23 protein-coding genes are annotated in these 23643 nt (G+C 67.8%); 14 read left to right on the top strand and 9 right to left on the bottom strand.

Annotated elements, in window-relative coordinates:
• Nucleotides 1–520 precede the first annotated feature (520 nt).
• The 9 genes from SB771_RS21880 to pilV all read left to right on the top strand — a co-directional run bounded on the left by SB771_RS21880 (nt 521) and on the right by pilV (nt 11191).
• A complete protein-coding gene (locus SB771_RS21880; RefSeq protein WP_175662469.1) occupies nt 521–1798 on the top strand; it encodes a toxin co-regulated pilus biosynthesis Q family protein in 1278 nt (425 codons plus the stop codon).
• A complete protein-coding gene (locus SB771_RS21875; RefSeq protein WP_175662420.1) occupies nt 1798–3531 on the top strand; it encodes a PilN family type IVB pilus formation outer membrane protein in 1734 nt (577 codons plus the stop codon). Before SB771_RS21880 ends, SB771_RS21875 begins: the two co-directional genes overlap by 1 nt.
• Before the next feature lie 25 nt (nt 3532–3556).
• Nucleotides 3557–4873: a type 4b pilus protein PilO2 gene (gene pilO2 / locus SB771_RS21870; RefSeq protein WP_175662421.1), complete on the top strand. Its 1317-nt coding sequence runs from the start codon at nt 3557–3559 to the stop codon at nt 4871–4873.
• Nucleotides 4863–5450, top strand: coding sequence for a type IV pilus biogenesis protein PilP (pilP, locus tag SB771_RS21865; protein WP_175662422.1), 588 nt, complete (start codon nt 4863–4865; stop codon nt 5448–5450). The genes pilO2 and pilP overlap by 11 nt, the downstream gene beginning before the upstream one ends.
• A 4-nt stretch (nt 5451–5454) precedes the next feature.
• Nucleotides 5455–7239 carry a GspE/PulE family protein gene (locus SB771_RS21860; RefSeq protein WP_175662423.1) on the top strand — a complete coding sequence of 595 codons (1785 nt, stop codon included), beginning with the start codon at nt 5455–5457 and terminating at the stop codon, nt 7237–7239.
• Nucleotides 7229–8305, top strand: coding sequence for a type II secretion system F family protein (locus tag SB771_RS21855; protein WP_175662424.1), 1077 nt, complete (start codon nt 7229–7231; stop codon nt 8303–8305). Before SB771_RS21860 ends, SB771_RS21855 begins: the two co-directional genes overlap by 11 nt.
• Before the next feature lie 103 nt (nt 8306–8408).
• Nucleotides 8409–8963: a type 4 pilus major pilin gene (locus SB771_RS21850; protein ID WP_175662425.1), complete on the top strand. Its 555-nt coding sequence runs from the start codon at nt 8409–8411 to the stop codon at nt 8961–8963.
• Nucleotides 8964–9015: 52 nt separating this feature from the next.
• Entirely contained in the window at nt 9016–9501 is a 486-nt protein-coding gene (gene pilM / locus SB771_RS21845; protein ID WP_175662426.1) for a type IV pilus biogenesis protein PilM, read from the top strand.
• Complete coding sequence (pilV, locus tag SB771_RS21840; RefSeq protein ID WP_175662427.1) at nt 9494–11191, top strand: shufflon system plasmid conjugative transfer pilus tip adhesin PilV; 1698 nt, start codon at nt 9494–9496, stop codon at nt 11189–11191. The genes pilM and pilV overlap by 8 nt, the downstream gene beginning before the upstream one ends.
• Nucleotides 11192–11297: 106 nt before the next feature.
• On the opposite strand, the gene SB771_RS21835 is transcribed toward pilV, so the two are convergent.
• Nucleotides 11298–12398, bottom strand: a complete 1101-nt coding sequence (locus tag SB771_RS21835) for a type IV pilus twitching motility protein PilT (RefSeq protein WP_006750710.1) — start codon at nt 12396–12398, stop codon at nt 11298–11300.
• Nucleotides 12399–12507: 109 nt separating this feature from the next.
• Between SB771_RS21835 and sctC the strand changes: the two genes are divergently transcribed.
• The 4 genes from sctC to SB771_RS21815 all read left to right on the top strand — a co-directional run bounded on the left by sctC (nt 12508) and on the right by SB771_RS21815 (nt 17842).
• Nucleotides 12508–14280: a type III secretion system outer membrane ring subunit SctC gene (gene sctC, locus SB771_RS21830; RefSeq protein WP_175662428.1), complete on the top strand. Its 1773-nt coding sequence runs from the start codon at nt 12508–12510 to the stop codon at nt 14278–14280.
• A 40-nt stretch (nt 14281–14320) separates the two neighbouring features.
• Entirely contained in the window at nt 14321–15529 is a 1209-nt protein-coding gene (locus tag SB771_RS21825; RefSeq protein WP_175662429.1) for a PAS domain-containing sensor histidine kinase, read from the top strand.
• Nucleotides 15530–15617: 88 nt separating this feature from the next.
• A complete protein-coding gene (locus SB771_RS21820; RefSeq protein ID WP_175662430.1) occupies nt 15618–16418 on the top strand; it encodes a response regulator transcription factor in 801 nt (266 codons plus the stop codon).
• Complete coding sequence (locus tag SB771_RS21815) at nt 16415–17842, top strand: secretin N-terminal domain-containing protein (protein WP_175662431.1); 1428 nt, start codon at nt 16415–16417, stop codon at nt 17840–17842. The genes SB771_RS21820 and SB771_RS21815 overlap by 4 nt, the downstream gene beginning before the upstream one ends.
• Nucleotides 17843–17975: 133 nt before the next feature.
• Here the strand turns inward: SB771_RS21815 and SB771_RS21810 are convergent, their stop codons facing one another.
• The 5 genes from SB771_RS21810 to SB771_RS21790 form a co-directional block, all read right to left on the bottom strand.
• Complete coding sequence (locus tag SB771_RS21810; RefSeq protein ID WP_011660759.1) at nt 17976–18431, bottom strand: CesT family type III secretion system chaperone; 456 nt, start codon at nt 18429–18431, stop codon at nt 17976–17978.
• Nucleotides 18432–18554: 123 nt separating this feature from the next.
• The gene (locus SB771_RS21805; RefSeq protein ID WP_011660758.1) at nt 18555–18764 is read right to left on the bottom strand and encodes a hypothetical protein; all 210 of its coding nucleotides are present in this window, start codon (nt 18762–18764) and stop codon (nt 18555–18557) included.
• A 173-nt stretch (nt 18765–18937) separates the two neighbouring features.
• Complete coding sequence (locus SB771_RS21800) at nt 18938–19198, bottom strand: hypothetical protein (protein WP_011660757.1); 261 nt, start codon at nt 19196–19198, stop codon at nt 18938–18940.
• 23 nt (nt 19199–19221) lie between these two features.
• Nucleotides 19222–20364 carry an HrpD5 family protein gene (gene hrpD5, locus SB771_RS21795; protein WP_244096873.1) on the bottom strand — a complete coding sequence of 381 codons (1143 nt, stop codon included), beginning with the start codon at nt 20362–20364 and terminating at the stop codon, nt 19222–19224.
• A gap of 32 nt (nt 20365–20396) precedes the next feature.
• A complete protein-coding gene (locus SB771_RS21790; RefSeq protein WP_244102874.1) occupies nt 20397–20924 on the bottom strand; it encodes a hypothetical protein in 528 nt (175 codons plus the stop codon).
• Here SB771_RS21790 and SB771_RS21785 point away from each other — a divergent pair.
• Nucleotides 20904–21632 (top strand): hypothetical protein, encoded by a 729-nt coding sequence (locus tag SB771_RS21785; protein ID WP_244102873.1) that lies wholly within the window; start codon nt 20904–20906, stop codon nt 21630–21632. The genes SB771_RS21790 and SB771_RS21785 overlap by 21 nt on opposite strands.
• Here SB771_RS21785 and sctS read toward each other — a convergent pair.
• Genes sctS through sctQ form a run of 3 tightly spaced genes read right to left on the bottom strand, consistent with a single transcriptional unit; the run spans nt 21602 to nt 23643 of the window.
• Nucleotides 21602–21865 (bottom strand): type III secretion system export apparatus subunit SctS, encoded by a 264-nt coding sequence (gene sctS, locus SB771_RS21780; protein WP_011660754.1) that lies wholly within the window; start codon nt 21863–21865, stop codon nt 21602–21604. The two genes, SB771_RS21785 and sctS, sit on opposite strands and share 31 nt — an antisense overlap.
• Nucleotides 21866–21875: 10 nt before the next feature.
• Nucleotides 21876–22532 (bottom strand): type III secretion system export apparatus subunit SctR, encoded by a 657-nt coding sequence (gene sctR, locus SB771_RS21775; protein ID WP_006750699.1) that lies wholly within the window; start codon nt 22530–22532, stop codon nt 21876–21878.
• Entirely contained in the window at nt 22519–23643 is a 1125-nt protein-coding gene (sctQ, locus tag SB771_RS21770) for a type III secretion system cytoplasmic ring protein SctQ (protein WP_175662433.1), read from the bottom strand. The genes sctR and sctQ overlap by 14 nt, the downstream gene beginning before the upstream one ends.

Genomic DNA, 23643 nt, shown 5'->3' with positions numbered 1-23643 from the left:
GAACGGCGCCATAGCACATGTTTGTATCTGGCATATTTCTGCGGGCGGCCATTCCGCGATTCGCGCCGAAACGTCCAAAAAAAACGTGGCGGCTGCCACAGCGCCATGCTGGGCGGGGCTTGTGACGCGAAGGCGACATTCTTGCGCCGGTGCCTGTATCATCCATGCTGGCCGAGAAAGGATGATTTTCCAGGGGTATTTTTTTACTTAAAGGTGCGGTGTACTTTGCCGTAATTACCCATTGGGCTGTAGCTATCCTTACAAGTCGGTATTGTTTTCTTGCATACTTGCTTTCGAATTCCGGACGCCATTCGGTACTGCTGCTTTTAGGGCAATTATTGGCGTTTCCGGAACAAAGCGAGGGGTCGGCTTGCCGTTGCTCGGTTTGTTCCGGCAGGTGTAATGGTTCAAGCAGAGTGAAAAGAACGTGGCAACAAAAAAAATAGAACTCCCGGTCCATCCGAGGTGCGTGAGCGACAACAGGCGGAGCCGGCCGAGGGCGAATGTCCGGATAGCGGCGATGCCGCCGGCAATTCGGGCGCTGCTGTGCGGCGTCTGGTTCGCCTGCACGGTCGCGCACGCTTCCGATCAGCAAGTAATCGTCGACGGCGGGCAGCGCCTGGGCGGCGTCGTGCGCACGGGCGGCCACGACGTTCCGTTGCTGCGCGCGCTCGAGCAGATCATGCCGACGAGTTACAGCATCAATGTGCCGAACGCGGGCGCATGGGCCGACGCGTCCGTGAGCTGGCGCGCCGGCTCGTCGGTCGTGCACGCGCTCGGCGAGGTGCTGTCGGTCGATCCTGCGCTGCAGGCGCGCGTCGATACGGATATGCGTTTGCTCACGGTGACCGCGCATGCGCGGCGCGCAAACGTTGACGCGCCGCAGCCTTCCTCGCCGGCGGCCGGCGCGGTGTCGCGCATGAACAGTGCCGCCACGAATGCGTCTTCCACCTTGCCCACGGGCGCGGCGGCGATGGCTCCCGCGGCGGGACCTGCCATTGCACCGGCGCAGACCCTGGTGCAGGCGCGCGTTTCGACGTGGATACCCGCAACACCGGCATCGGCTCGCACACCGGCGGCAGCACTGGCGGTCCCGCCCGTGCCGGCACCGGCACCCGCACCCGCGCCCGCTCCGGTGATGTCGTCCGCACCGGCTGCCGGGCCGGCCATGCCGGCACCCGCACCCGCACCCGCGCCCGCTCTGGCGATGTCGCCCGCACCGGCAGCCGGGCCGGTCATTCCGGCATCGGTACCGGCACCCGCACCCGCACCCGCTCCGGTGATGTCGCCCGCACCGGCACCAGCACCCGCGCCCGCTCCGGTGATGTCGCCCGCACCCGCACCCGCACCGGCCATGCCGGCATCGGCACCGGCACTTGTTTCAGCACCGCCGCGAGCGCAGGTGCCCGCGCCCGCAAAGCGTGACGCCATAGAGCCCCCGTTGCTCGCCGCCACGCAACCGGCGTCCGGCCCGGCCTCCCCGGCGCCATCGTCGGCGCCCGCCGCGACTCCGGCGTTCGTACCCGCGGCGGCGCCCGAGCGCACGGAGTGGCAGATGCGCCTGTCGGACGGCTCCGTGCGCAATGCGCTCGCGCGCTGGGCGAGCGAAGCCGGCTGGCAATTCATCTGGGACGTGCCGACCGATTTTCAGGTCGACGCGACGGCCACGATACACGGCACGCTCGCCGAAGCGCTGCGTCAGGTGACCAATGCGCTCGCCGGCTCGCAGGTGCCGATTCAGGTGGTCTTGTACCAGCGCAACCACGTCATGCGCGTCGTTCCCAAAGGAGCAAGTTGATGAGCGTCCTCCGTCGTCCTTTCGTCGTCCTTGCCGCATGCCTGTCGCTGCTCGCGGGGTGCACCGGTCTCCTGGACAAGATCGAGCGCAGCTCGCAATCCGATACCGCGCGTGCGGGGCAATTGCTCGGCAAGCTCTCGAACGGCGACAACCGCGCGGTGCCGGGCAGTGACGACGTCGTCGTCAAAGACGAACTCTGGCTTTCGGGCAAGACGATCAAGATCGCGACGAAATCGACGCTGCCGAAGCTCTTCGACGAGCCGGCGAGCTTCGACGGCACGGTCGATTCGCTGCGCATGTTCGCCGATCGCATTTCGCGCCTCGCGCACCTGCCGGCCAAGGTTGCGCCGGGCACGAGCGAAGCGGCCGCGCGCGCGACGCAGACCGCGGTCGATACGGGGGGCGCGGGAGCCTATCCCGGCGTGCCGCCGCTGCCCCCCGGCCTGCTGCAGGGGCCCGCGCCGAGCACGAGCGCCGCGACGGTGGCCGCGCGCGTGCCGAGCGTATCCTCGCCCGTGCGCATCGCGTATTCGCGCGGCACGCTGCGCGGGCTGCTCGACACGGCGTCGGCTCGCTTCGGCGTCTATTGGAAGTACGAGGACGGCGCGATCGTCTTCTTCTACACGGCCACGCGCGTCTATCAGGTCGTCGCCATTCCGGGCGACTCGAAGCTGGATACGAACGTCGTGAGCGGTGCGAGCAACAGCGGCGGCGCCTCGAGCAACAGCACGGGGGCCGCGGGCGGATCGGGCGCCGGCGGCGCGGGCATCGGCGGCGGAGGCGGCGGGACGTCCGGTTCGCCCTCCGTGTCGTCGGACAACACCGCGAACATCACGATGAACGCGCAGCTCTCGGTGTACAACGGCTTGCAGACGGCGATCAAGGCGATGCTCTCTCCGGCAGGCTCGGTCATCACGTCGCCAGCCACGGGCTCGATCGCAGTCACCGATACGCCCGATGTGCTCGAGCGCGTGGGCGAGTTCATGGAGCAGCAAAACCGTGTGCTCGCGCGGCAGGTGCTCATCAACGTGACGGTGCTCTCGGTCACGCTTTCCGCGGCGGACAGCTACGGCATCAACTGGCACGCGGTCTATCAGGCGCTCGGCACGCAGTTCGGCATCACCACCGCGTTCACGAGCATGATCCAGAACCCGAGCGAGCTCTCGGCCTCGGTCATCACACCGTCTAGCCGCGCGTCGAGCACGACGGCCGTCATCGATGCGCTGTCGACGCAGGGGACGGTGCACCGCAAGACCTCGGCCTCGATCACGACGCTCAACGATCAGCCCGTTCCCGTGCAGGTGGCCGAGCAGCAAGGCTATCTCGCGCAGATCTCGACGACCAACACCGTCAACATCGGCAGCCAGACGTCGCTCACGCCGGGCACGATCACGACCGGCTTCAACCTCACGGTGCTGCCGCACATCCTCGACGACGGCACGATCATGATGCAGTTCTACAGCAACATTTCGTCGCTCGTGAACCTTGTGCCGTTCGGCCCGGCGAACCAGCAGATCCAGCTGCCGACCGTCGATACGCGCAACTTCCTGCAGCGCATCGCCGTGAAGTCGGGGCAGACGCTCGTCATCAGCGGCTACGAGGGGATCACCGATCAGGATAACCGGCAAGGCGTCGGCCATCCGTCGAACTACGCGATGGGCGGGTTCAACGCCTCCGGCACGCGCGAGGTGATCGTCATCCTGCTCTCGCCGATCGCGATCAACGGCGCTTGAAGCGCGCTCGGGCACAGGATCCTTCATGGCGACGCAAGTCATCCAGATCGGCCGGCAGCGTTTCATATGCGGCCTTTTCTGGCAATCGCTGTCGCGCCGGCACGCGCTGCGCGCGGAGGCCGTGGAACTCGCCGCGCGCCTGAATTTCGATGCGATGGTGCTGCGTATCGACCGCACCTTCGCGGGCGCGGGTTTCGCGAGCACGCGCGAGGGCGCGCAACTGGGCTTGCCGTCGCTCGGCGCGCTCGTGTCGAAGACAATCGCGACCGAAGGCGCGTTCTACGACGGACGCCAGCAGCCGGCGCCCAACTGGCTCGGTGCGTTCCATCTGCCCGACGGGCGCTGGGCCTACTTCGCCGTGCGCGACGGCGCATTCCTGCCGAACGGCGATCGGATCGGTTCCAGCGAAGAAGTGTTCGAGCGGCTGCACAGCGATTACAGCCTCGGCGGCTGGAACGTCGTCATCGGCGATCCGCAGCTGGAAGTGCAGGGGTTCCACAACTTCTACGCGCGGCGCATCGAGGACATGATCCCGCGCCGGGGCGGCAAGCCGCATTTGCCGCGCTGGCTGAATCTGTCGCGTGTCTCGCGGCGCGCACCGCGGCGCGAGGTGCTGCTGGCCGCCGTCGCGATCGTGGTGGCGGCCGCGGTTGTGGCCGGCATCGTCGCGTACCGGCGCCACCGTATGGAAGTCGAGCGGCAGCAGGCGTTCGAGCGGATGCGCGCGGAGCTCGCGCTGCATCCGCCCAAGCCCGCGGCACCGCCCGAAGCCGCGCACCCGTGGGCCGGCGAGCCGCGGCCCGATGCGTTCGTTCGCGCGTGCGTCGATCACTTCACGCACATCGCGCCGGGCGGCTGGGAACTCGACGACTACGTTTGCCGCGCGTCGAACGTCAGCTACAGCTGGTCGCGGGACGGATCGAACGTGGCGATGCTGATGGCGGCGGAGCCGCGCGCGACGATCGACGGCAACGGCGAGCATGCGAGCTACGTGGAGCCGCTGGCATTGCCCGCGGGGGGAGACGAAGTGATCGATGGCGTGCGCGGCGTGCGCTTGCGCATGCTGTCCGCCTTCCAGTTGCTGGGCATCGGCCTGACGTTCACGCTGCAGCCGGCAAGCGCGCCGCAGCGCAGCGTCGCTTCGCAAACGCTGGACCGGCTGCATCCGGGCGGCGGCCCGCCCCCGGCGCCGAGCTGGCAGACCTGGCGCATGTCGGCGCAACTGGGCGGCGTGCGGCCCGACAGCCTCATCAGGTATCTCGACGAGCCGGGCGTGCGCGTCGAGACGCTTTCATACAAATCCGGGCAGTGGACGCTCGACGGAGTGCTCTATGAGAAATGACGATGCATTGACTGTGCTGGTGCTCGCCTGCTGCTGCGCGTGGCCGTTGGCCGCGTCCGGCGCGGCCAGCACCGCGGCTGCCACGGCCGCCGCGCCCGCTGAAGCGGCGCCGCGCCTGAACGTCGTTCCGACACCGGCCGCCGTGCAGGCAGCCAACGAACTGATGCGGCTACAGGAGGAAACGATGATCCTCAAGGCCCAGCTGAAAAAGCTCGATGCGCAGGCGCAGGTGGCGGAGCGGCAAGAAGCGCTGCACCGGATGGGCAGTACCGTCTCCTCGTATTCGGACGTGTCGCTCGTGGCGACACAAGGGCTCGGCAAGAAGCTCAGCGCAACGGTGTCGACGAGCGACGGCGCGGAGTTCGACGTCGGGCCCGGCGATACGCTGCCCAACGGCATGCGCGTGGCGGCCGTTCGCCCGGGTGCGATCGTCCTCGCATCGCAAGACGGACGGCGCACGACGCTGACCGTCTCCGCGAGCGCGCGGCAGCAGCCCGCGCGCAACGTGGCGTCGACAGGCTCGCCCGGCGTGCCGCCGGTGCCGACGCTGCCTGCTTTGCCGATGCCTGCGAGGTGATGCCATGAGTTCGTCTCCGACACCTCCGGGCAAGACGCCCACAAGCGTGACGCCGCTGATTCTCTCGCGCGCCGTGAAGCCGGTCGAAACCGATCCGTCTGTTACGCAGGGTCAGCCGGCGGCCCCGGCCGGGCCGGCTCTCGCGCCCGTTGCGCGGCCACGCGAGCGGGTGCTGAGCGCCGTGGCCGCTGCCGCCGCCGCTTCGGTGCAGCCCGCGCAAACAGCGTCGCAAAGCCAGCCGCCGGGGCAGGCGCTGCCGCTCGCCGCAGTGGCGCGCCCGCTTTCCGACAGCGGCGAGTTCGCCGCGAGCGACGAGGAGCGCAAGTTTCTCTGTCTGCTCGACGACGGCACGCTGCTCGTTGCCGAAGGGCACGAAATGAATCCGTTCGTGCTGTCGTACTGCGCGAGGCTCGAACGGCTCAATTGCCACTATACGACGCGGCTCGTGACACTCGATGCGATCAGGCGCAGCTATCAGGGCCCGCGCCGCGACGGCAGTGCCGAGCGCATCGATCACACGCGGATGCAGGTCCTCGCGAAGAACCTGATCGCGCGGGCGTGCGACGAGCGTGCGTCGGATATCCATATCCGTGTGAACCGCTTCAGCACGGAGATTCTTTTTCGCATCCACAACGAACTCGTGCGCATTTCGGAGCAGACGCGCGAGTACGGCGAGCGGCTGCTCGCCACGCTGTATGCGGCGATGTCGAGCGTATCGGACAACACCTACAAGCCGAACGAACGCCAGGACGCGGCCATCGGCGATCGCGACAAGCTGCCGGACCGGCTGTTCGGCGTGCGGATCGCGACGGCGCCCACGAGCGTCGGCAGCGTCATGGTGCTGCGGCTGCTCTACAACGATGCGGGCGAGGCGACGGCCCTGACCGAGCTCGGCTTCACGGTGGCGCAGGCGAACGCGTTCGAGCTGCTCGCGCAGCAGCCGCACGGCATGAACATCATCAGCGGCCCGACCGGCTCGGGCAAATCCACGACGTTGCAGCGCGTGCTGACGAAGCAACTGCGCGAGATGGCCGGCTCGATCCACGTCATCACCGTGGAAGACCCGGTGGAGTACCCGATCGAGGGCGCCGTGCAGACGCCCGTCGTCAACGCGCCGACGGAAGAGGCGCGCTCGCTCGCGTTCGCCGCCGCGATCGCGAATGCGATGCGGCTCGATCCCGATACGATCATGATCGGCGAGGTGCGCGACCGCGCTTCGGCGCAAAGCGCGTTGCGCGCCGCGATGACGGGCCATCAGGTCTGGACGACGGTGCACGCGAACGGCGCGCTCGCGATCGTGGACCGTCTCGTCGATCTCGGCTTGCCGATCGCGATGGTGACGGACGAATCGCTCGTCACGGGGCTCATCAGCCAGCGGCTCGCCAAGCTGCTGTGTCCGCACTGCTCGCGCCCGCTGGCCGAGGCGATGGCGCAGCTCGACATGGGGCTCGTCGCGCGCGTGAAGCGGGCCGTCGGCGCGCGGTTCGACGCGGTGCGCGTGGCCGGGCCCGGTTGCCCGCATTGCAAGAACGGCACGGTCGGCCGGACCGTGGTGGCCGAGGTCGTGCGTACCGACGCGACGTTTTGCGAATTGCTGCGCGCCGGGCGCAAGCCCGATGCACAGGCGTACTGGCTCAGCGAGCTCGCGGGGCAGACGGTCGCGCAGCACGCGCTCGAAAAAGTGGCGGCGGGCCTCATCGATCCGCGCATGGCGGAGCGCGTGGTCGGCCCGTTCATGCCGGGCAGCGGGGGGCGGCCGCAGCCGCTCGGAAGCGGCTATGGCACTTGAACTCAACCGGCGCTGGGCGCGCCTGCAATTCACGACGCAGGCGCGCCTGCGGCTCTATCGCAAGATCGCGAAAATGCTCGCGAACGGTTTGCCGTTGCTCAAGATTCTCGAGGAGCTCGAGTTGCGTGCGTCGCACGAGGGCCGCAAGCCGAACGAGCCGCTGGCATTGACGCTCGCGGACTGGCGCAGCGTCGTGCAAAACGGCGGCATGCTGGCCGAGGCAATGGCGTGGTGGGTGCCGCATACCGAGCAGATGATCGTCATGGCCGGCGAGCAGTCGGGACGCCTCGAGGCCGCGCTGCTGAACGTGTGCACCGTCGTGCAGTACAGCCGCCGGATCCGCACGGCCATCGTCGGCGGGTTGACCTACCCGTGCGTGATCGTGGCGATGACGATCGGCTACGTGTACCTGTTCGGCAAGCTCGTGATTCCGCGCTTCGCGTCGATCGTGAGCCCCGAGCGCTGGCACGGCGTGGCGAAGTCGCTCTACGAGCTGTCCCGGTTCGTGCAGGGCGGCATGATCTACTGCCTCGTGGTGCTCGCGATCCTCGTCGCGGCGCTCTTTTACTCGATGCCGCGCTGGTCCGGCAACGTGCGGGTCTGGCTCGACCGCTACCCGCCTTACTCGATCTATCGGCTCATTACGGGCTGCGGTTTTCTCGTCGCGTTTTCGTCGCTGCAGGCGGCGGGCTTCACGGTCGAACGCTCGCTCGCGCGGCTGGCCACCGATGCGGAGCCGTGGCTCAGGCAGCGAATCGACGACATGCTCTTCGGCGTGAAGTCGGGGCTCAACGTCGGCGAGGCGATGAAGAACGCCGGCTACCGGTTTCCTTCCGAGGAGATCGTCGACGATCTGTGTGTGTATGCCGAATACAAGGGCTTCGCCGAGGCGCTGCACGCGATCGCCAGCGAATGGATGACCGACGGCGTGGAGACGATCGAGGCGCAGATGCGCGTGGTCAACGGCGCGGCGATCGTCGTGCTCGCGCTCGTGCTGTCGTGGCTCATCAGCGGCTTCTTCGGAATTCAGCAGGAAATTGCGGCTTTGGCTCGGAGTCTGCATTGAGCGTGCCGTGTAATGACGTGCAAGCGCAGTGCAAACGAACGGGTGTTGAAAGCAGATGGCACGTCTTTCTCTAGTGTCGATTGAGGAAACCAAGGAGAGCAACATGAATGTCAAGACCGTCGCATCGATTCGCGCCAGGGTGGGCAGCCGTGGGTCGCGGCGCATGCAGCGTGGCGCCACCCTGCTCGAGGCGATCGCCTATCTCGGGATCGCCGCAATCGTCGTCATCGGTGCCATTGCGCTGCTGCGCGGCGCATTCGGCAGTGCTTCGTCGAATCAGACGGCCGAGCAGGTGACGGCCATCCAGACCGGCGTCAAGAAGCTGTATATGGGGCAGACCAACGGCTACACCGGGTTGACGACCACCGTCGCCATTGCCGCCGGCATCATCCCGACTACGCTCGTCATCGACACCGCGGCAAATACCGTCACCGATGCCTGGGGGGGCGCAGTAACCGTTACGGGCGCTGGCACCGGTACATTCACGATCGAATTTGATTCCGTGCCGACGGACGTATGCATCAACGCGGCATCTGCTGGCGGCACCTGGACAGCCGTCTCGATCGGCGGCTCGGCGCAAACCGTGCCGGTAACGCCCGCCGCCGCTCAGGCAGCGTGTGCCGGTGATGCGAAGACCATCATCTGGACCTCCGCCTGATCGAGGCCCGAGTATCGGCCTTCGCTCCGATTGACGCCACGAGCCGCCCGCCATGTTCCTGATCTGGATCGTCGCCGCCTTCGCGATGCTTACCGGTGCCTACGCGCTGCTCGGCGCCGAGGCGGCGCCGGCGCCGCTCGCGCCGTCGGCGATGGCGCTCGCGGCGAACATGAGCGCCTACCGGCAGGCCGTGGTGGCCTTCGCGCGCGCCAACCCGTCGTTCGCCGGCAGCGTGCCGGCGGCGAGCCTCGCGCCCTACCTCGGGGCGACCATTCCCAATCCGATGTGGCGGAACTACGTGCAGCCCAATACCGGCTATGCGGGCAGCCTGGTCGTGGTCTATGCGGCGTCGGCGTCGGCGTCGGCCGCGGCCGCGGTCGACGGCATCGAGCAGATCGCGCAGGGCTCGGCGCTGGCCGGCGTGGCGCTCGGCGCCAATCTCGTGTCCCCCGGCAACCCGGCCGTGCCGCTGCCGGCCGCATTGGCGAACACGATCCCGAACGGCATGCCGGTATGGATGGCGCAAGCGTATGACTGAGTGCACCCGTACCCTTGCCCGCAACGGCATGCGGCGCCCCGGCCCCCGCGTGCGGCCGGCTCGCCGCATGTCCGGCTTCACGATGGTGGAGATGCTGGCCGTGCTTGCGCTCGCCGCATTGATGATGGCGGGCGTCGTAACGCTCACGAACTCGTCGCTCGACGATACGCGCGCGCAGCAGGCCGCGCTTTATCAGTCGCAGCTGACGGCGGCTGCCACGCGGCTCATTCAACAGAACTACACGGCGCTCGCGGCCCAGGCCACGACCACCTCGCCGGTGATCGCGAAAATGACCGGCTCGACGTATCAGCTGTCGACCTACCTGTCGAATGCGTTGAGCGGCACGAACCCCTATGGTCAGGTGCCGTGCCTGCTCGTCTACGCGGCCCCGGGCGGCGCCAATCCGGTGGCGTTGCAGGCGCTGCTTGTCACGGAGGGCGGCCGGACCATTGCCGATCCCGAACTCGGCTACATCGCGGCGAACGCCGGCCCGGGCGGCGGTTCGATCCAGGCGGCGAACAATGCGATCGGCGCGGCCATCGGCGCCTTCGGCACCTGGAAGATCGATACGCCCAACCCGGCGAATACCTCCTGCACAAGCTCGAAAACGGGCACGGGACATCTGGCGAGCCTGATTTTCTACGACGGCACGCAGGCGCAGAACGTCGACTATCTGTACCGCGTGGCCGTGCCGGGCAATCCGCAGGCGAACACGATGCAAGTGCCGATCGTGCTCGCGCGGCAGATCGACTATGCCGCCTGTACGCAGCCCGGCGCCATCGCGGCCGACGCTTTGGGCAACGTCCTGAATTGCGATGGAACGCAGAACCTCTGGGTGCCGCAGGCGGCCTATCACTGGCGCGAACCGGTGGCCGACGAAGCGGCGCTCGGGGGCGTTGCCGCGCATCAGGGCGACGTGCGGCTCACCACCGCGGCGAATCGGGCCTATGCGTACAACGGCGCCACATGGGAGGCGCTGGCGGTGGACGAAGCGGGCAATCTCGCGCTCGGCAACGCGCACACCGTCGGCGACCCATGCCCGCCCGCGCCGCAGAATTCGGCCATCGCCCCCGCGTCGGCGAGCACGACGCTCGTCTCCACCGATGCGAACGGGCGCGTGCTGTCGTGCCGCGGCGGCAAGTGGCAAACGCAAAGCGAAATCGAGCCGGCGTCATCGCTCACGGGCTGTCAGCTCGTGATGGCCAACCCGAACGGCGCGGGCGATTACTCGGCCTGCACGGGCCAGCCGGCGACGAACTTCCAATCGGGCGCCTATTCGTACAACGGCAGCAACGGTACGTACTCGTATACGTTCAGGATGACCGTCAACCTCACCAAGCCGGGGATCATCGTCGCGTCCACGTGGGCGCACCTGAACGACGGCATGTGCAACGGCCCCACCGGCAACCGGGCGCAGCTCTCGCAGAGCATCGACATCACCGACAGCGGCAACCACAACCTCGGGCATACGGAGAGCCAGACGCCGACGCTTCAGGACGATTCGGGCGGGATCAACAACGCGCTGTCCCAGGCGGGCACGCCTGGCACCTATACGATCGTCGTGACGACGAACTGGGCGACGTACGCCGGTATCACGACGCCGTGGGTCAGCAGCTTTTGCGGGGAGTCCGGCCAGACGGTCTGGAACACGCCCGTCGCGGCGGGCTGGACGATCAACTCCTACTACTGAGCGCCCGACCGTGAGCCCATCGACACCGCACACCTTCGCAGCACCGCCACGCACGGCGCGACGGGCGAAAGCGGCGCCATTGCGCCGGCACCGCCTTCGCGCGGGCTCAGTGCGGCGCGAGCGTCTGCAGCATTTCGTGCAGCTCGAGCCGGTTGTAGGTCGCGCGCAGCACGTCGCGCGGCAGGCATTGCTGCTTCGATACGAGGCTGAAGAGGTGGTCGTTGAGCATGCGCGACATGTTGTCTTCCTTGCGCTTCATGAACTCGGCAAGGTACGGCAGCTTGCCCGGATCGGTCAGCAGGCCGCTGATCTGCTGATTGTTGTTGAAGAGCAGTTCGCTTGCGAGCACGAAGTTCTCGCCATCCTCCGTCGGCACGAGGCATTGGCAGATCACGCCGATGAGGCAGTTCGCGAGCGCGGCCGCATAGCGCTCGCGCTGCTCGGCCGGAAAAAACGACAGCAGCCGCGTGAGCGTGCCGATCGCGCTGCCCGTGTGCATCGTCGCGAGCACGAGGTGGCCGGATTCGCCGGCCTGCAGCGCCGTCTCCGCCGTCTCGGGGTCGCGCACCTCGCCCACCATGATGACGTCGGGTTTTTGCCGCAGCGCCTCGCGCAGGCCGGCCGAGAAGCTCGGCGTGTCGGTGGGCACTTGCCGCTGCGAGACGATCGACGTGCGGCCCTCGAGTTCGTATTCGATCGGCTCTTCGATCGTGACGATGTGGCTGTTGCGCGTGCGGTTGATGTGCTCGAGCAGCGACGCGATGGTCGTCGTCTTTCCCGAGCCGGTCGGGCCCGTCACGAGGATCAGCCCCTTGGCGCTGTCGATCATCGAGCGCACGTAGGCGGGCAGGCCGAGCTTGTCGAGCGCGAGCGGCTGCAGCGGCAGGCGGCGGATCGAGATGACGAGCTTGCGGCCGCCATTGGTGCGGTAGATGTTGCAGCGAAGGCGGCAGCGCGTGAGCACGAACGGGCGATCGATCGCGCCGTGCTGAAGCAGCGCCTCCCAGTCCGGTTCGATCGAGGCCAGCGTGGGCAGCATTTCGTCGTGGAGCACGGGCTCCTCGCCGACGGCGAGCCAGCCGCGCGGCGCCTTGATCATGATCGGCCGGTCCTGCTCGATATGGATGTCGGTGAAAGTCTGCCGCAGGTCGATCAATTCGAGAATCTCGCGCGTCAGGTCGCGACGTTCGTGACTCGGAACGTTCATCGTCAATGCCCTTCCTATGAAAGATAGTCGGAACTTACATGAAAACTTTGTCTATGTGTCGGAGAAGCACCGGGCGGCGCCGCGTACGTTTCATCGCAGGCAGCGCGTCATGAACTGGGCTCGCCGACTGGGCACCGTGGCCCTCGCCGCCGCGCTCGCATTCGGGGCGACGGCCCCCGTCGCCGAGGCGGCGGCCGTGCGCTGGAAGGCGTCGATCGTCGATTACGAAGCGCAGGGCAAGGACATCAAGGATGTGCTGCGCGACTTCGGCGCGAGCCAGGGCATCCCCACGCGCATCGCCGCCGATGTGAGCGGCACCGTGAGCGGCAAGTTCCATCTGCCGCCGCGGCGCTTTCTCGATACGCTCGCGTCGTCGTTCGGCTTCGTGTGGTACTACGACGGCGAAGTGCTCGACATCACGACGGCCGCCGAACTGCAGAGCACGCTCGTGAAGCTCGATTCGGCCGATACGGGCGCGCTGCGCGATGCGCTCGAGCGCCTGCGCATCTCCGACGAGCGCTTTCCGATCGTCTACGACAGCGCGCAGGGCACGGCGCTCGTGAGCGGGCCGCCTCGCTACGTGCAGATGGTGACGAACGTGGCCTCGCGGCTCGACAACAACGCGGCGCATCGAAGCGGCACGCAGGTACGCGTCTTTCCGCTCTTTCACGCGTGGGCGCACGACCGCACGGTGCCAATCGACGGCCGGCAGGTCACGCTGCAGGGCGTGGTGGCCGTACTCAACGGCATCTACCACCCGCACGCGGCCAAGGCCGCCGACAAGCGCGGCGAGGGCGAGGGCGGCCGCCCGGCGGGCGGCGTGAAGCGCAACACGCCGATCAACGACGTGAACGGCAATGCCTACAACGGCCCGTACATTCCGCCGCCGGTGCCGTCGGGCGCGGCCGGCAAGGGCATGTTCGCCGGGCTCACCGGGCAGCCTTCGCCGGCCGTGGCGGCGGCGGTGGGCGAGCCGCCGCCGCCGCCGCAGAACACGAGCACGGCGCCGGCGAGCGACGATCAACTGCCCGTCATCGTCGCGGACCAGCGCACGAACTCCGTCGTGATTCGCGATACGGCCGACCGGATGGATCAGTACGGCAAACTGATCGATCGCCTCGACGTCAAACCGCAACTGATCGAGATCGAGGCGCACATCATCGAGATCGACGACGACGCGCTGCGTCAGCTCGGCGTCGACTGGACCGCGCACAACAGCCACATCGACGTGCAGACCGGTACCGGCACGCTCGGACAGAGCACCTACAACGGCACGCTCTCGCAGAACTTCGGCCAGACGGCGCTGGCGGGCAACGTGCTCGCGGCGGCAACGCCCGTGGGCGCATCGGTGGCCGCGGTGCTCGGCGACGCCGGCCGCTATCTGATGGCACGCATCTCGGCGCTGCAGGAGACGAAGGCCGCCAAGATCGACGCGAGCCCGAAGGTCGTCACGCTCAACAACATCGAGGCCGTGATGGACAACCAGACGCAGTTTTTCGTGCCGGTGTCGGGATACACGTCGGGCGACCTCTACAGCGTGTCGACGGGCATCTCGCTGCGTGTGCTGCCGATGGTCGTGGAGGAGGATGGGCGCACGCGTATCAAGCTCGACGTGGCGATTCAGGACGGCCAGCTCACCGATCGGACGGTCAGCAACCTGCCGGTGATCCAGAACAGCACGATCAACACGCAGGCGTTCATCGAGGAGGGGCAGGCGCTGCTCATCGCCGGCTATCGCGCCGACACCGCGACGATGGGCGTGACCGGGGTGCCCGGGCTCTCGAAGATTCCGTTGATCGGCGCGCTCTTCAGGACCGACAGCCGCCAGAAGAGCCACATGGAGCGGCTCTTCCTGCTGTCGCCGCGCGTCATCTCGCCGTGATTCACCGCAACCGCCCGCACCGGGGAATGCAGGAGGCCATGTGAACGAATCCCATACTCAGCCGCATTCGCTGCCCGGCGCGCAGCCCGGGCAGCAGTCCGAGCCGCGGCCCACTCAATCGGGCTTGCCCGCCGACGCATGCGGCGAGGGCGCCGCCGATCGCCGCCTGTCCGACGACGACGCGCGCCGCCTGCGCGGCACGCTCCACGGGCTGCCGTGCGGGGTGATCGTGCTCGATCGGGCGGGCGCGGTCGTTCACGCGAACGCGCGCGCGCTCGAGATGCTGGCGATGACGCTGCCCGCGGGCGTCGATTTCAGCGTGGCGCTGAGCGAGCGCTTCGAGATGACGGACGTGCCGCGGCTGCGCGATTTCGAAGCGGGCCGCGAGGTACGCGTGGACGATTCGACCTTCTGGATTCAGGCGGGCCCCGCCGGTGCGTGCGCCGGTGCGGGGGCGGGCGAATCCGTCATCGCCGTGACGGACGTGACGCCGTTCGCGCGCTCGCTCGACGAGCGGGCCATGTCGCTGCGCTTTTTGCTGCACGATCTGCGCTCGCCGCTCAATTCGATCAGCGCGCTCACGCAGCTCGATGCGAGCGACCCCGACGCGTTCGAGCGCTGCGGCGGCATGCAGCAGATCACCTCGCTCGCGCAGTACGTGCTCTCGCTCGGCGAGCAGTTCATCTTCTCGTCGGTGACCGAGCATTTGCAGGCGCGCGACTTCAAACGGTTCGATCTGCGCGCGACGCTGCGCCAGATCATCTCGCAGCTGGAGGTCACCGCCGTCTATTGCGGCGTCGCGCTACACTTGTGGCTGCCCGACAGCGCGCCGCTCTGGGTGAGCGGCATGCGCAACTTCGTGGCGCGCGCCGTCCAGAACGTCATCGACAATGCCGTTCGCGCGTCGCCGCGCGGCGAGGCGGTGACGGTGTCGGTCCGGCAGGCCGACGGTTTCGCCGAGGTGGTTGTCCACGATCGCGCGGGCGGGCTGCCGGGTCTCGTCGAGGGCGATCGGCTGACCGACTTCGAGAAGCTCGGCAAGCGGACGGCAACGGGCTTCGGTCTCGGGCTCAAGCTCGCCGTGCAGATCGTCAGCATGCACGGCGGCGCGCTTTACGCCGAGCTCAACGGACAAGGCGGTACCATGTTCGTGCTGCGTCTGCCGTGCCTGAATCCTGTCGCCGCGAAGCCGCACGCGACATCGCTCGTCGATGCCGACCGCGCGTTGCGCGCGGCGGGCCGCGAGTGAGGCGTCAGAGCGCGGCCCGTATTCGTTTGGCACGCGTTGCGCGGAGCGGGCGCCGGCTCCCGCGCGGCCGTCAGAACCAAAGGTTCACATGAAATCGCTTGCAGGCAAACCCGTACGCATTCTGTTCGTCGAGGACGACGTCGCGCATCACGCGCTCATCCATTCCTGGCTCAAGAGCGAGGGCTACCACATCGACGCTTTTCACAGCGGGCTCGACGCGCAGCAATTTCTCTCGGAGCAGTGGGCCGATCTCGCGATTCTCGACTGGGACCTCCCGGGCGTTTCCGGCGACAAGCTGCTGCAAAAGATCCGCAGCCGCTCGCAATCGATCATGCCCGTGATTTTTCAGACCGTGCACTCGGCGGAGTCCGACATCGTGCGCATACTCGATGCGGGTGCCGACGACTATCTCGTGAAGCCCTACGACAGGCAGGTGCTGCTCGCGCGCATGCGCGCCCTGCTGCGGCGCTTCGCGCCGATGAACGTGCAGGGCCGCAAGATGTTCGTCGACGACGAATGCGCGCTCGATCAGCAGGCGCGCTCGCTCGTGGTGGCGGGCGTCGCGCACAAGCTCGGCACCAAGGAGTTCGACATTCTCTGGCATCTCGCCCGGCACACGGGCGCCGTCGTGCTGAGGCAGGATCTGATGAGCGTGGTCTGGGGCTGGGATGCGGCCGTGCAAAGCCGCTCCGTCGACATGTACGTGAGCCGCCTGCGTGCGAGCCTGAAGGCGGCCGGCGTCGGCTGGACCGTGCAATCGGTCTATGCGACGGGTTACCGCCTGACCCTCAAGCCGGATGTGGATCAGTCGGGCGCCGATGCGTCGGGCGCCGGTGCGTCGGGCGCCGATGCGTCGGGCGCCGGTGCGTCGCCGGAAAGCGCCGCATGAGCGCGGCACGCATGCGAGCGCTCGCGCGCGGCGCCGTCGCTGCCTTCGCCTGCGTGTCCGCCGTGCATGCGCAGGCGGCGAGCATCGAGTGGGCCGGCGGCCCCGGCGCCCGCTTCGTCTACGTGACGAACGGCGCGGGCCTCGCGGAGGTCCTGAATGCGTTCGCAGCGGGGCAGCACGTTGCCCTGCGCATCGACGGTCAAGTGGAGGGTGTCGTGAGCGGCCGCTTCGCCATGCCGCCGCAGCGCTTTCTCGATGTCATGAGCCGTTCGTACGGATTCGTCTGGTACTACGACGGTGCGGTCCTGCATGTGTCGCCCGCGAACGAGCAGGCGCATGTCGCCATCCGGCCTCACTTCCTTTCCGCGAAAGCGCTGCGTGCGTCGCTCGAGCAGGCAGGTCTTGCCGATACGCACTTCCCGTTGGCGGTGGATGCCGCCGCGCAAACGGTGAACGTGCGCGGTCCAGCGACCTACGTGGAGCGTATTCGTGCCGCGGCCGAGCGCTTCGAGCGCGACGCGCAAAAGCGCGTGCGTTTGTCCGTGCGGGTGTTTCGCCTGAGTGCCGCGAATGCCGCCGACGAAACGCGCGTGGTCGATGGCCGCACGCTCGTCGTGCCCGGCGTGGCCACGCTCTTGCGGCGCCGTTTCGAGCACCCCGCCGTCGCGAGCGGGACCGCCGTTTCCGATGCACCGCGGATCGTCGAGTTCGATGCGGCGTTGCCGGCGATCGAAGCGGATGCGACCACGAATTCCATCCTGATACGCGATCGGGCCGAGCGCATCGACGCCGACGGCGCGCTCGTCGCCAGCCTGGACGTGCGTGCGCAGCTCGTATCGGTCCAAACGTGGGTGGTGGATGTCGACGGCGACGCGCTCGACGCGTTGCGGCCCGCGCTGCCGCCGGACATGGCCGACGGGGCAGGCGCGGCGCAGGCGACGGCGGACGCGCGCGAGCACCGCGATGCAGGTATCGCGCCCGACGGCGGCCGCGCGCTGCTCGCGCAGCTAAAGGCATTGGCCAGGAGCGGCCGCGCCGAAATCCAGGTGTCGCAAACGGCGCTGACGCACGACCGCTCGCCGGCCGTCATCGACCGCCACGAGGCACGTCTCGCACGCCGCGATGAGGATGGCCTGCCCGACGACGGCGCCCGCGATCTCTGGCTGTCGATTGCACCGACGGTCGAAGGCGCCGCGTCGATGTCGCGTATCGGCTTGCGCGTGGAACTGGGGCGCCCCCGCGATGCGCGCGGCTATCGGGCCGTCGACGAAAGCCTGGCGCCGGGCGAGTGCCTCGTCATCGAGGGACCGGCGCGGCACAGCGGCGATGTCGCGCGTCGCGCGGACGATACCGATGCCGGCGGTGCGGGAGAGGGCGGCATGCGCCGCCGCCTCGTCTTGCTGATACCGCGCGTGGCGGCATAGCGCCGATCGGGCGAGCGCCCGCGATGGCGCGAGTGTGAAGCGACGTGCCGTGTACGAACGGATGCGACGGCTGGTCAGGCATCGATGCGCGCGGATGCGCCCGTTGCCTGACGCGCGCTTGCGTTCACCGGGCTTACGCCCGTAGCCACATGAAATTGCCCGACGCGATGCCCTCGAACATTTCGTCGGGCGATTCGAGGATGTTGTTTTGCCAGTAGCGGCCGTGTTCGGCGTAGTGCGAGAAGAGATCGGCGAGATAATCGCCGGTGATCGTCGGGCCCATCGGCAGATGGACGAGCAGCACGACGTTGCCCGTATCGGATTCGAGGCACAGTTGCGCCTGGTCGTGCGCGTAGACGAGCAGGTTGGCCTCGAGCATGAGCCGGAAAACGACGAGCGACCGGCCGGGCGTGACGGCGCCGTAATGAAAGCTGACATAGACCGAATCGGGATCGGTCTCGTGGTGGTCGAGATGGACGTCGAACCCTTCGATCTCGAGCGTTTGCGTCTCGACGACATACTCGGCGTCGGGCAGCCCGACCACCGCGCAAACCTCGTGAATCAACTCGACGAAACGTTCCCTGCTCATGGGCGGCAATCTCCGGCGAAAGTATGGCGGCCCGGTTGCAAAAAAGCGGGGGCACGTAGCCGGAAAGCCGGGCTTTCCGCTTTCGTGCCCCTCGCGCAAACGGACTGCGGCAAGGCGAGTGGCTTACTGGCCCTTCGCGGCGTCGGCGATGTTCTTCGCGCCGTTGTTGCCGACGGACGCGAGTGCCGACGTTTCCTGCTGCTGCATGTTGATCTGCATGGCGGCCATCGTCATGGCGTTGTTCTGGTTGGCCATGGCCTGCATCTGGCCGACCATGTCGGCGTTTTGTGCACCAGCTTGCGAGACGCCCGAGCTTCCGATCGATGAAGACATGATGTATTCCCCTTAACAAGAAAGTGATGGAAAAAGCACTGCTGTTGGTTGATGCCTGATGCTTCGGTAAAAGGCCCTTGGCCGTGGTGGCCGCCGGTCCGGACCGGCTGACGCGCAGCCGGATGCTGCAACTGCAAACTGTTTAACCGTCTTCCGTATCGCCGCGGATGCCGTCAAAGCGCCGCGCCACGGGCGCTGTGGCGCTCCTGCAGCGTGAGCACGATGCGGCGCGCCGCGATCATCCCGCGATAGAGCTTTTGCAGATCGAGCCGCTCGCGCTCGTCGGCCGCGGACTGCGTGGCCGTACTGATCCGGCGCGCGGTTTCGTCGAAGGCCGCCGCGATGCGCGCGACCCGTTGCGCGCCGTCGGGCGCCGAGAGCGTGGCATCCAGCGCGTTCAGATCCTGCGCGATGGGAAGCAATGCGTCGTACATGTCGGTTCCTTTGGTGGTCGAGGTCAATTGTTTGCTTCGTCCTTGCTGCCCGCGAACAGATGTTTCGTGCCGTCGGGCGTCTCGATGTAACGCAGCCCGCCCGTGGCGATCACCGCCGTGTACTCGACATCGGGCGCGAGCGCCTGCGCTTCCTTGACATCGACGTCGACGCGCTTGACGTTGTCGCCGAGGTCGGCCCTGACACCTGCTATCAGCGTGCGGAAGGTCGCCATCGACTGCACGCTGCCGCTCACGCGGAAGATGCCGTGGCCTTGGTAACTCACCGCCGCGCCCGTGCCGGCGAGCGACTGCTGGATGTTGTCCACGTCTTGCTGCGCAACGTCGTATTCGCGCCGCACCTTGCCGCGCGCGAGGCTGTCCATGATCCGCTGTGCCTTCGCGCTTTCGTCGGCGCTCGTCACGATGCCGCGCACCGCCACACTGTCCTTGCGTGCGATTGCCTGTAGATCGCCGAGGCCTTCGCGGTGCAGGGCCTCCTGCAACTGCCGTGCGAGCGCGTCGGCGTCGAACCTCACGCTCGCCGCTTCGCTCGACTGCGTGCCCGCGAACATCACACCGGTCACGGCGATGCCGCCGATCGCAGCGGTGCAGGCGAGCGCCAGCACGGCCGTGCGCCAGGGCACCTTGGGCGAAGCGGCCGGCGCATGGCCGGTGCCGGGTTCGTCCGCATGGGCCGGGTCCCGATCCGGCGCGTCTCCATCCGCGTCGGCCTCCGCCGCGGTGTCGGCGGCAGGCGGCTCGGCCGTCTTCCAGAGGCCCGCCAGCAAATTGAGATCGCGCGGCCAGTCTTCGCCATCGGGGCCCACGCACAACACGACATCGCCGAACGGCACGGCCACGAAGTCCGCCACGAGCACCTCATCGCCGTTCGCCGAGCGGATCCGCGCCACACCGTCCTCGCCCACGCAAAGCTCGATGTCCTCGACCGTCCAGTCGCTGATGCAGACATCCGAGTGCTCGGTCGCGCCGATCCGGTAGGTGCCGCTCGTGAGCCGGACCTGGGCTCCGGCGTGGGTGCCGGTCAGTACTCGAAGCGCTTTCATGATCGTGGTATCCGTGTATCCGACGTGGGTCGTGCCGTGGGTCATGCGGTTGCTCTTGCTGGTCGCCGCTCCGGCGTTTCGCTGCTGCGCTGCTTCGCGCATCGGGCCGCCGGGCCTTGACCGTCAAAATCAGTTTAGGGCTTTGCCGTTGGCGCAGCCGGCGCCATGCGAACTTCGAACGTCTTATCCGAAGCGCCGACCGTGGGCTTGGCCGCCCCTTGCCGCGCGGCGGCGGCTTGACCACCGATCGCGCCGCCCGTGACGGCGGCACCGGCTTGTGCCGCGCCGGCCGGCAGCGCGGCTTGCGTGTCGAGAATGCGTTGCTTCACTGCCGCGATCGATTGATCGTCGTACGAGTATTCGATGCCCGCGCTCTGGCGCGCGAGCGTGTTGTCGAGCGATACGCCGAGAAGCCCCGCCACCGCGGCGGCCTTGCCCGGGGTCGCGGCGCTTTGCATCAGTGCCGCATGGCGGTGCGCGTGAAGCCGGGCAGCATTGCGCCGGAGCGCCATCGGCGAGCGCATCGCGAGCAGCATCGGCACCGCCAGCAAGGGCCCCAGCTCGATCTGCGCGGCAAGCCGCAGCACCTCCTTCGCGCACGCCGCCGCGAGTTCGGCCGGCAAGTCCGGCGCACCGAGCCTTTGCCTCGCGAGCAGCTGCATCGTGGCCGCGAGCGGCTGGCTGCGCGCGGCGGCCTTGGCCCGGCCCGCCTTGCCGATCGCGAACTTGCGCGGTTTGTCGCGGCCTTCGCCGGACTGACGGCCGTCGCGCCGAGGCTGCCCGTCGCGCGGCGCATTCTGCTGCGGCTGCCCCTGCCCCTGTCCGTGCTCTTCGCCCTGCGGATTCGAGCCGCGATCGTGCCCATGGCCGTTGCGATGCTGTTGCTGCCCGTCGCCGTGTTGCTGATCGCGCTCGCGCTTTTGCTGCCGACCCTGCTCGTGCTCGTGCTCGCGTTCGCGCTCGTGCGGGTGTTCGTGCTCATGCTCGTGCCTGGGCTCGAGCACGTGCTGGCCGTCCGGCCGTTCGCGAGCCGATGCCTCTTTGCCTTGCGCCTTGGCCGAGCCCGCCGGCCGCGGCCGTTGGCCGAGCTGGCGCATCAGCTTTTGCGCGGAAGGGGGCGGCGGCTTGTGCATGCCCTCGGCAAAACGCTTGCCGCGGTAGAAAGCGGCGGCGAGCATCTTGTTGTGCTGCATGCGCGCGCGCTGCATCTTCGTGTGCTGCACCTTCACGCCCGTGAAGCCGCGCGCTTGGGTCAGCTGCCCCATGTGCTCGGCGCCGGCCTGCGCCTGCTGCGCGAGATCGGCGGCGTGGTGGCCGTGGTTGTTGCGGATCGGCGAATTCATGATGGCACCGCGAGCGTGATGATCTGATTGGCGAAGCGCAGGATCGCGGCGGCGCCCCAGGCGCCGGTGATGAGCACGGTGGCCACGACGGCCACGAGCTTCACCGCGTACGAGATGCTTTGGTCCTGCATCGACGTGATGGCCTGCACGAACGAAATCGCGAGGCCGGAGAGCGCGGCGACGGCCACCACCGGCATCGAGACGGACAGGCAGAGCAGCAGGCCCTGCGAGGTGATGCGAACGAGCGTATCGGTTTCCATGGCGCGCGCCTCAGCGATAGGTCATGACAAGACCGTGAATCAATGTGGACCAGCCGCTCATGACGACGAACAAGAGCAGCTTGAACGGAATCGCGACGTTCGTCGGCTGGACCTGATTCAGGCCCATCGCCATCAGCACGTTGGCGATGACGAGATCGACGACGATGAATGCGATGTACAGCAGGAAGCCGATCTTGAAGGCGTCGGCCATCTCGGTCAGCGTGAAGGCCGGGGCGAGGACGATCAGGTCGTCCTCACGGATCTTCGCCGCCATGTCCTTCGGCCAGACCACGGTGGCCGAGCGCACGAAGAACCGCTTTTCGCGCTCGTGCGCGTGCTTCTTCAGAAAGGCGCGAAACGGCTCCTTTGCCGCATCGAAGGCATCGAGCACGACGAGCGACGTGTCGCTGCCGGGGGTACGGTGCATCGTCTGCATGGTTTGCATGGCCTGCATGCCGATCGGCGCCATCACGTAAGCGGAGACGAGGACCGCGATGCCGTTGAGCACCATGTTCGGCGGCACCTGCTGCACGCCGAGCGCGTTGCGCAACAGCCCGAGCACGACCACGATCTTCGCGTACGAGGTCGCGACCATGGCGACGAACGGGATCAGGCTGATCGCGACGACGGTGATCAGCAGCCCGGTGAGATCGCTAAACTGAACCATGGCCGCGCGACAGCTGAACGAGACGCACGCCGAGATGATCGCCGACGCTCACGAGTTCGCCGAAGCCGATCGTCTGCCCGTAGGTGACGAGCCGCACGCGCGCATCGGGCAGCGCGGTGGGAAGCTCGAGCACGTAGCCCGCGCGCAGCGCCGAGAGCTGGGCAACCGGCATCGAAACCGTGTCGATCTCGAGCTTCAGCGGCAGGTCCAGCTGGCTGATTTCGACGGGCGTGTCGATCGAATCGGTAAGCGGCGCGTTGAACTGCGTGTCATGGCTCATGGTGGGGTCCTCGCTCAAGGTCATCAGATGGTGGGTGACGTCTGCCACGGCGCGCAGTTGCCGCGTCCCGTAGCGGCCCCAGACAACTTGCATCGGGGCGGATGGGCGCGCGCTCGCGAAGAGCGCGCGGGTGGCTTCGGGTACGGCACGCAAGATGACGTCCCCCGTGCGCAGCGAATCGAGCGTCGTCACGTTCATCGTTTTCTCGCCGATCTGCAGCCGGCCGGGAACGGCGATCTCGCTGACGTGCGTGGCGAACGGCGTGCATTGGCGGGCCACGAGTGACTCGAGTGCGTCGAGCCAGCCACCGTCGATGTGCTCGATGGCCGCGTCGAAGCGTGCGTCGCCCACGCGGAACGTGAACGCGCAGCAAGGCGCATGCAGCGTCTGCGACGCGGCGCGTTCGAGTGAGAGCACTTCCACGCCGTCGAACCCGAGCGTCTGCAGCGCGCGTCGCACCGGCTCGAGCAGAATGGCGCACACGGCCTGGCGCAGCGGCTCGTTGGCGGGCTCGTCCGATGCGACCACGCTTGCGAGCCCCGCGTGCTGTCCGACGTCGATGCGCACCGCTGCCATTTCGATGCCCCAGCGCAGGCGCACGACGGCGGCGCGCGCCGGGTCCACGAGATCGCGCGCGCCGACGCCGAACGCAGAGACGCCGAGCGTGTGCGTGAGTAGCGCGCTCAAGCGCTCGTCGACGGCGAGCCGATGCTGGCGCGCGGTGGCGGCCGCAAGCGCGGGCAGCCGTGCGGGATCGAGCGAAACGGCAACCGCGTGCGGTTGGCCGCCTGCGGGAACGTCGTTGGTCGGTAGCGTTCGAGTGATGTCCAT

The organism is Burkholderia sp. SIMBA_051 (genome assembly GCF_046534915.1).
GTDB classification, from domain to species: domain Bacteria; phylum Pseudomonadota; class Gammaproteobacteria; order Burkholderiales; family Burkholderiaceae; genus Burkholderia; species Burkholderia ambifaria.
Note: the sequence above shows the minus strand (reverse complement) of the source record. Positions and strands in the feature narration are given on the sequence as shown.

Bases quoted from the DNA above. Each gene is read 5' to 3' on its own strand.
- SB771_RS21880 (WP_175662469.1), top strand. From the start codon at position 521: ATGCCGCCGGCAATTCGGGCGCTGCTGTGCGGCGTCTGGTTCGCCTGC.
- SB771_RS21875 (WP_175662420.1), top strand. From the start codon at position 1,798: ATGAGCGTCCTCCGTCGTCCTTTCGTCGTCCTTGCCGCATGCCTGTCG.
- pilO2 (WP_175662421.1), top strand. From the start codon at position 3,557: ATGGCGACGCAAGTCATCCAGATCGGCCGGCAGCGTTTCATATGCGGC.
- pilP (WP_175662422.1), top strand. From the start codon at position 4,863: ATGAGAAATGACGATGCATTGACTGTGCTGGTGCTCGCCTGCTGCTGC.
- SB771_RS21860 (WP_175662423.1), top strand. From the start codon at position 5,455: ATGAGTTCGTCTCCGACACCTCCGGGCAAGACGCCCACAAGCGTGACG.
- SB771_RS21855 (WP_175662424.1), top strand. From the start codon at position 7,229: ATGGCACTTGAACTCAACCGGCGCTGGGCGCGCCTGCAATTCACGACG.
- SB771_RS21850 (WP_175662425.1), top strand. From the start codon at position 8,409: ATGAATGTCAAGACCGTCGCATCGATTCGCGCCAGGGTGGGCAGCCGT.
- pilM (WP_175662426.1), top strand. From the start codon at position 9,016: ATGTTCCTGATCTGGATCGTCGCCGCCTTCGCGATGCTTACCGGTGCC.
- pilV (WP_175662427.1), top strand. From the start codon at position 9,494: ATGACTGAGTGCACCCGTACCCTTGCCCGCAACGGCATGCGGCGCCCC.
- SB771_RS21835 (WP_006750710.1), bottom strand. From the start codon at position 12,398: ATGAACGTTCCGAGTCACGAACGTCGCGACCTGACGCGCGAGATTCTC.
- sctC (WP_175662428.1), top strand. From the start codon at position 12,508: ATGAACTGGGCTCGCCGACTGGGCACCGTGGCCCTCGCCGCCGCGCTC.
- SB771_RS21820 (WP_175662430.1), top strand. From the start codon at position 15,618: ATGAAATCGCTTGCAGGCAAACCCGTACGCATTCTGTTCGTCGAGGAC.
- SB771_RS21815 (WP_175662431.1), top strand. From the start codon at position 16,415: ATGAGCGCGGCACGCATGCGAGCGCTCGCGCGCGGCGCCGTCGCTGCC.
- SB771_RS21810 (WP_011660759.1), bottom strand. From the start codon at position 18,431: ATGAGCAGGGAACGTTTCGTCGAGTTGATTCACGAGGTTTGCGCGGTG.
- SB771_RS21805 (WP_011660758.1), bottom strand. From the start codon at position 18,764: ATGTCTTCATCGATCGGAAGCTCGGGCGTCTCGCAAGCTGGTGCACAA.
- SB771_RS21800 (WP_011660757.1), bottom strand. From the start codon at position 19,198: ATGTACGACGCATTGCTTCCCATCGCGCAGGATCTGAACGCGCTGGAT.
- hrpD5 (WP_244096873.1), bottom strand. From the start codon at position 20,364: ATGCGCGAAGCAGCGCAGCAGCGAAACGCCGGAGCGGCGACCAGCAAG.
- SB771_RS21790 (WP_244102874.1), bottom strand. From the start codon at position 20,924: ATGCAGCTGCTCGCGAGGCAAAGGCTCGGTGCGCCGGACTTGCCGGCC.
- sctS (WP_011660754.1), bottom strand. From the start codon at position 21,865: ATGGAAACCGATACGCTCGTTCGCATCACCTCGCAGGGCCTGCTGCTC.
- sctR (WP_006750699.1), bottom strand. From the start codon at position 22,532: ATGGTTCAGTTTAGCGATCTCACCGGGCTGCTGATCACCGTCGTCGCG.
- sctQ (WP_175662433.1), bottom strand. From the start codon at position 23,643: ATGGACATCACTCGAACGCTACCGACCAACGACGTTCCCGCAGGCGGC.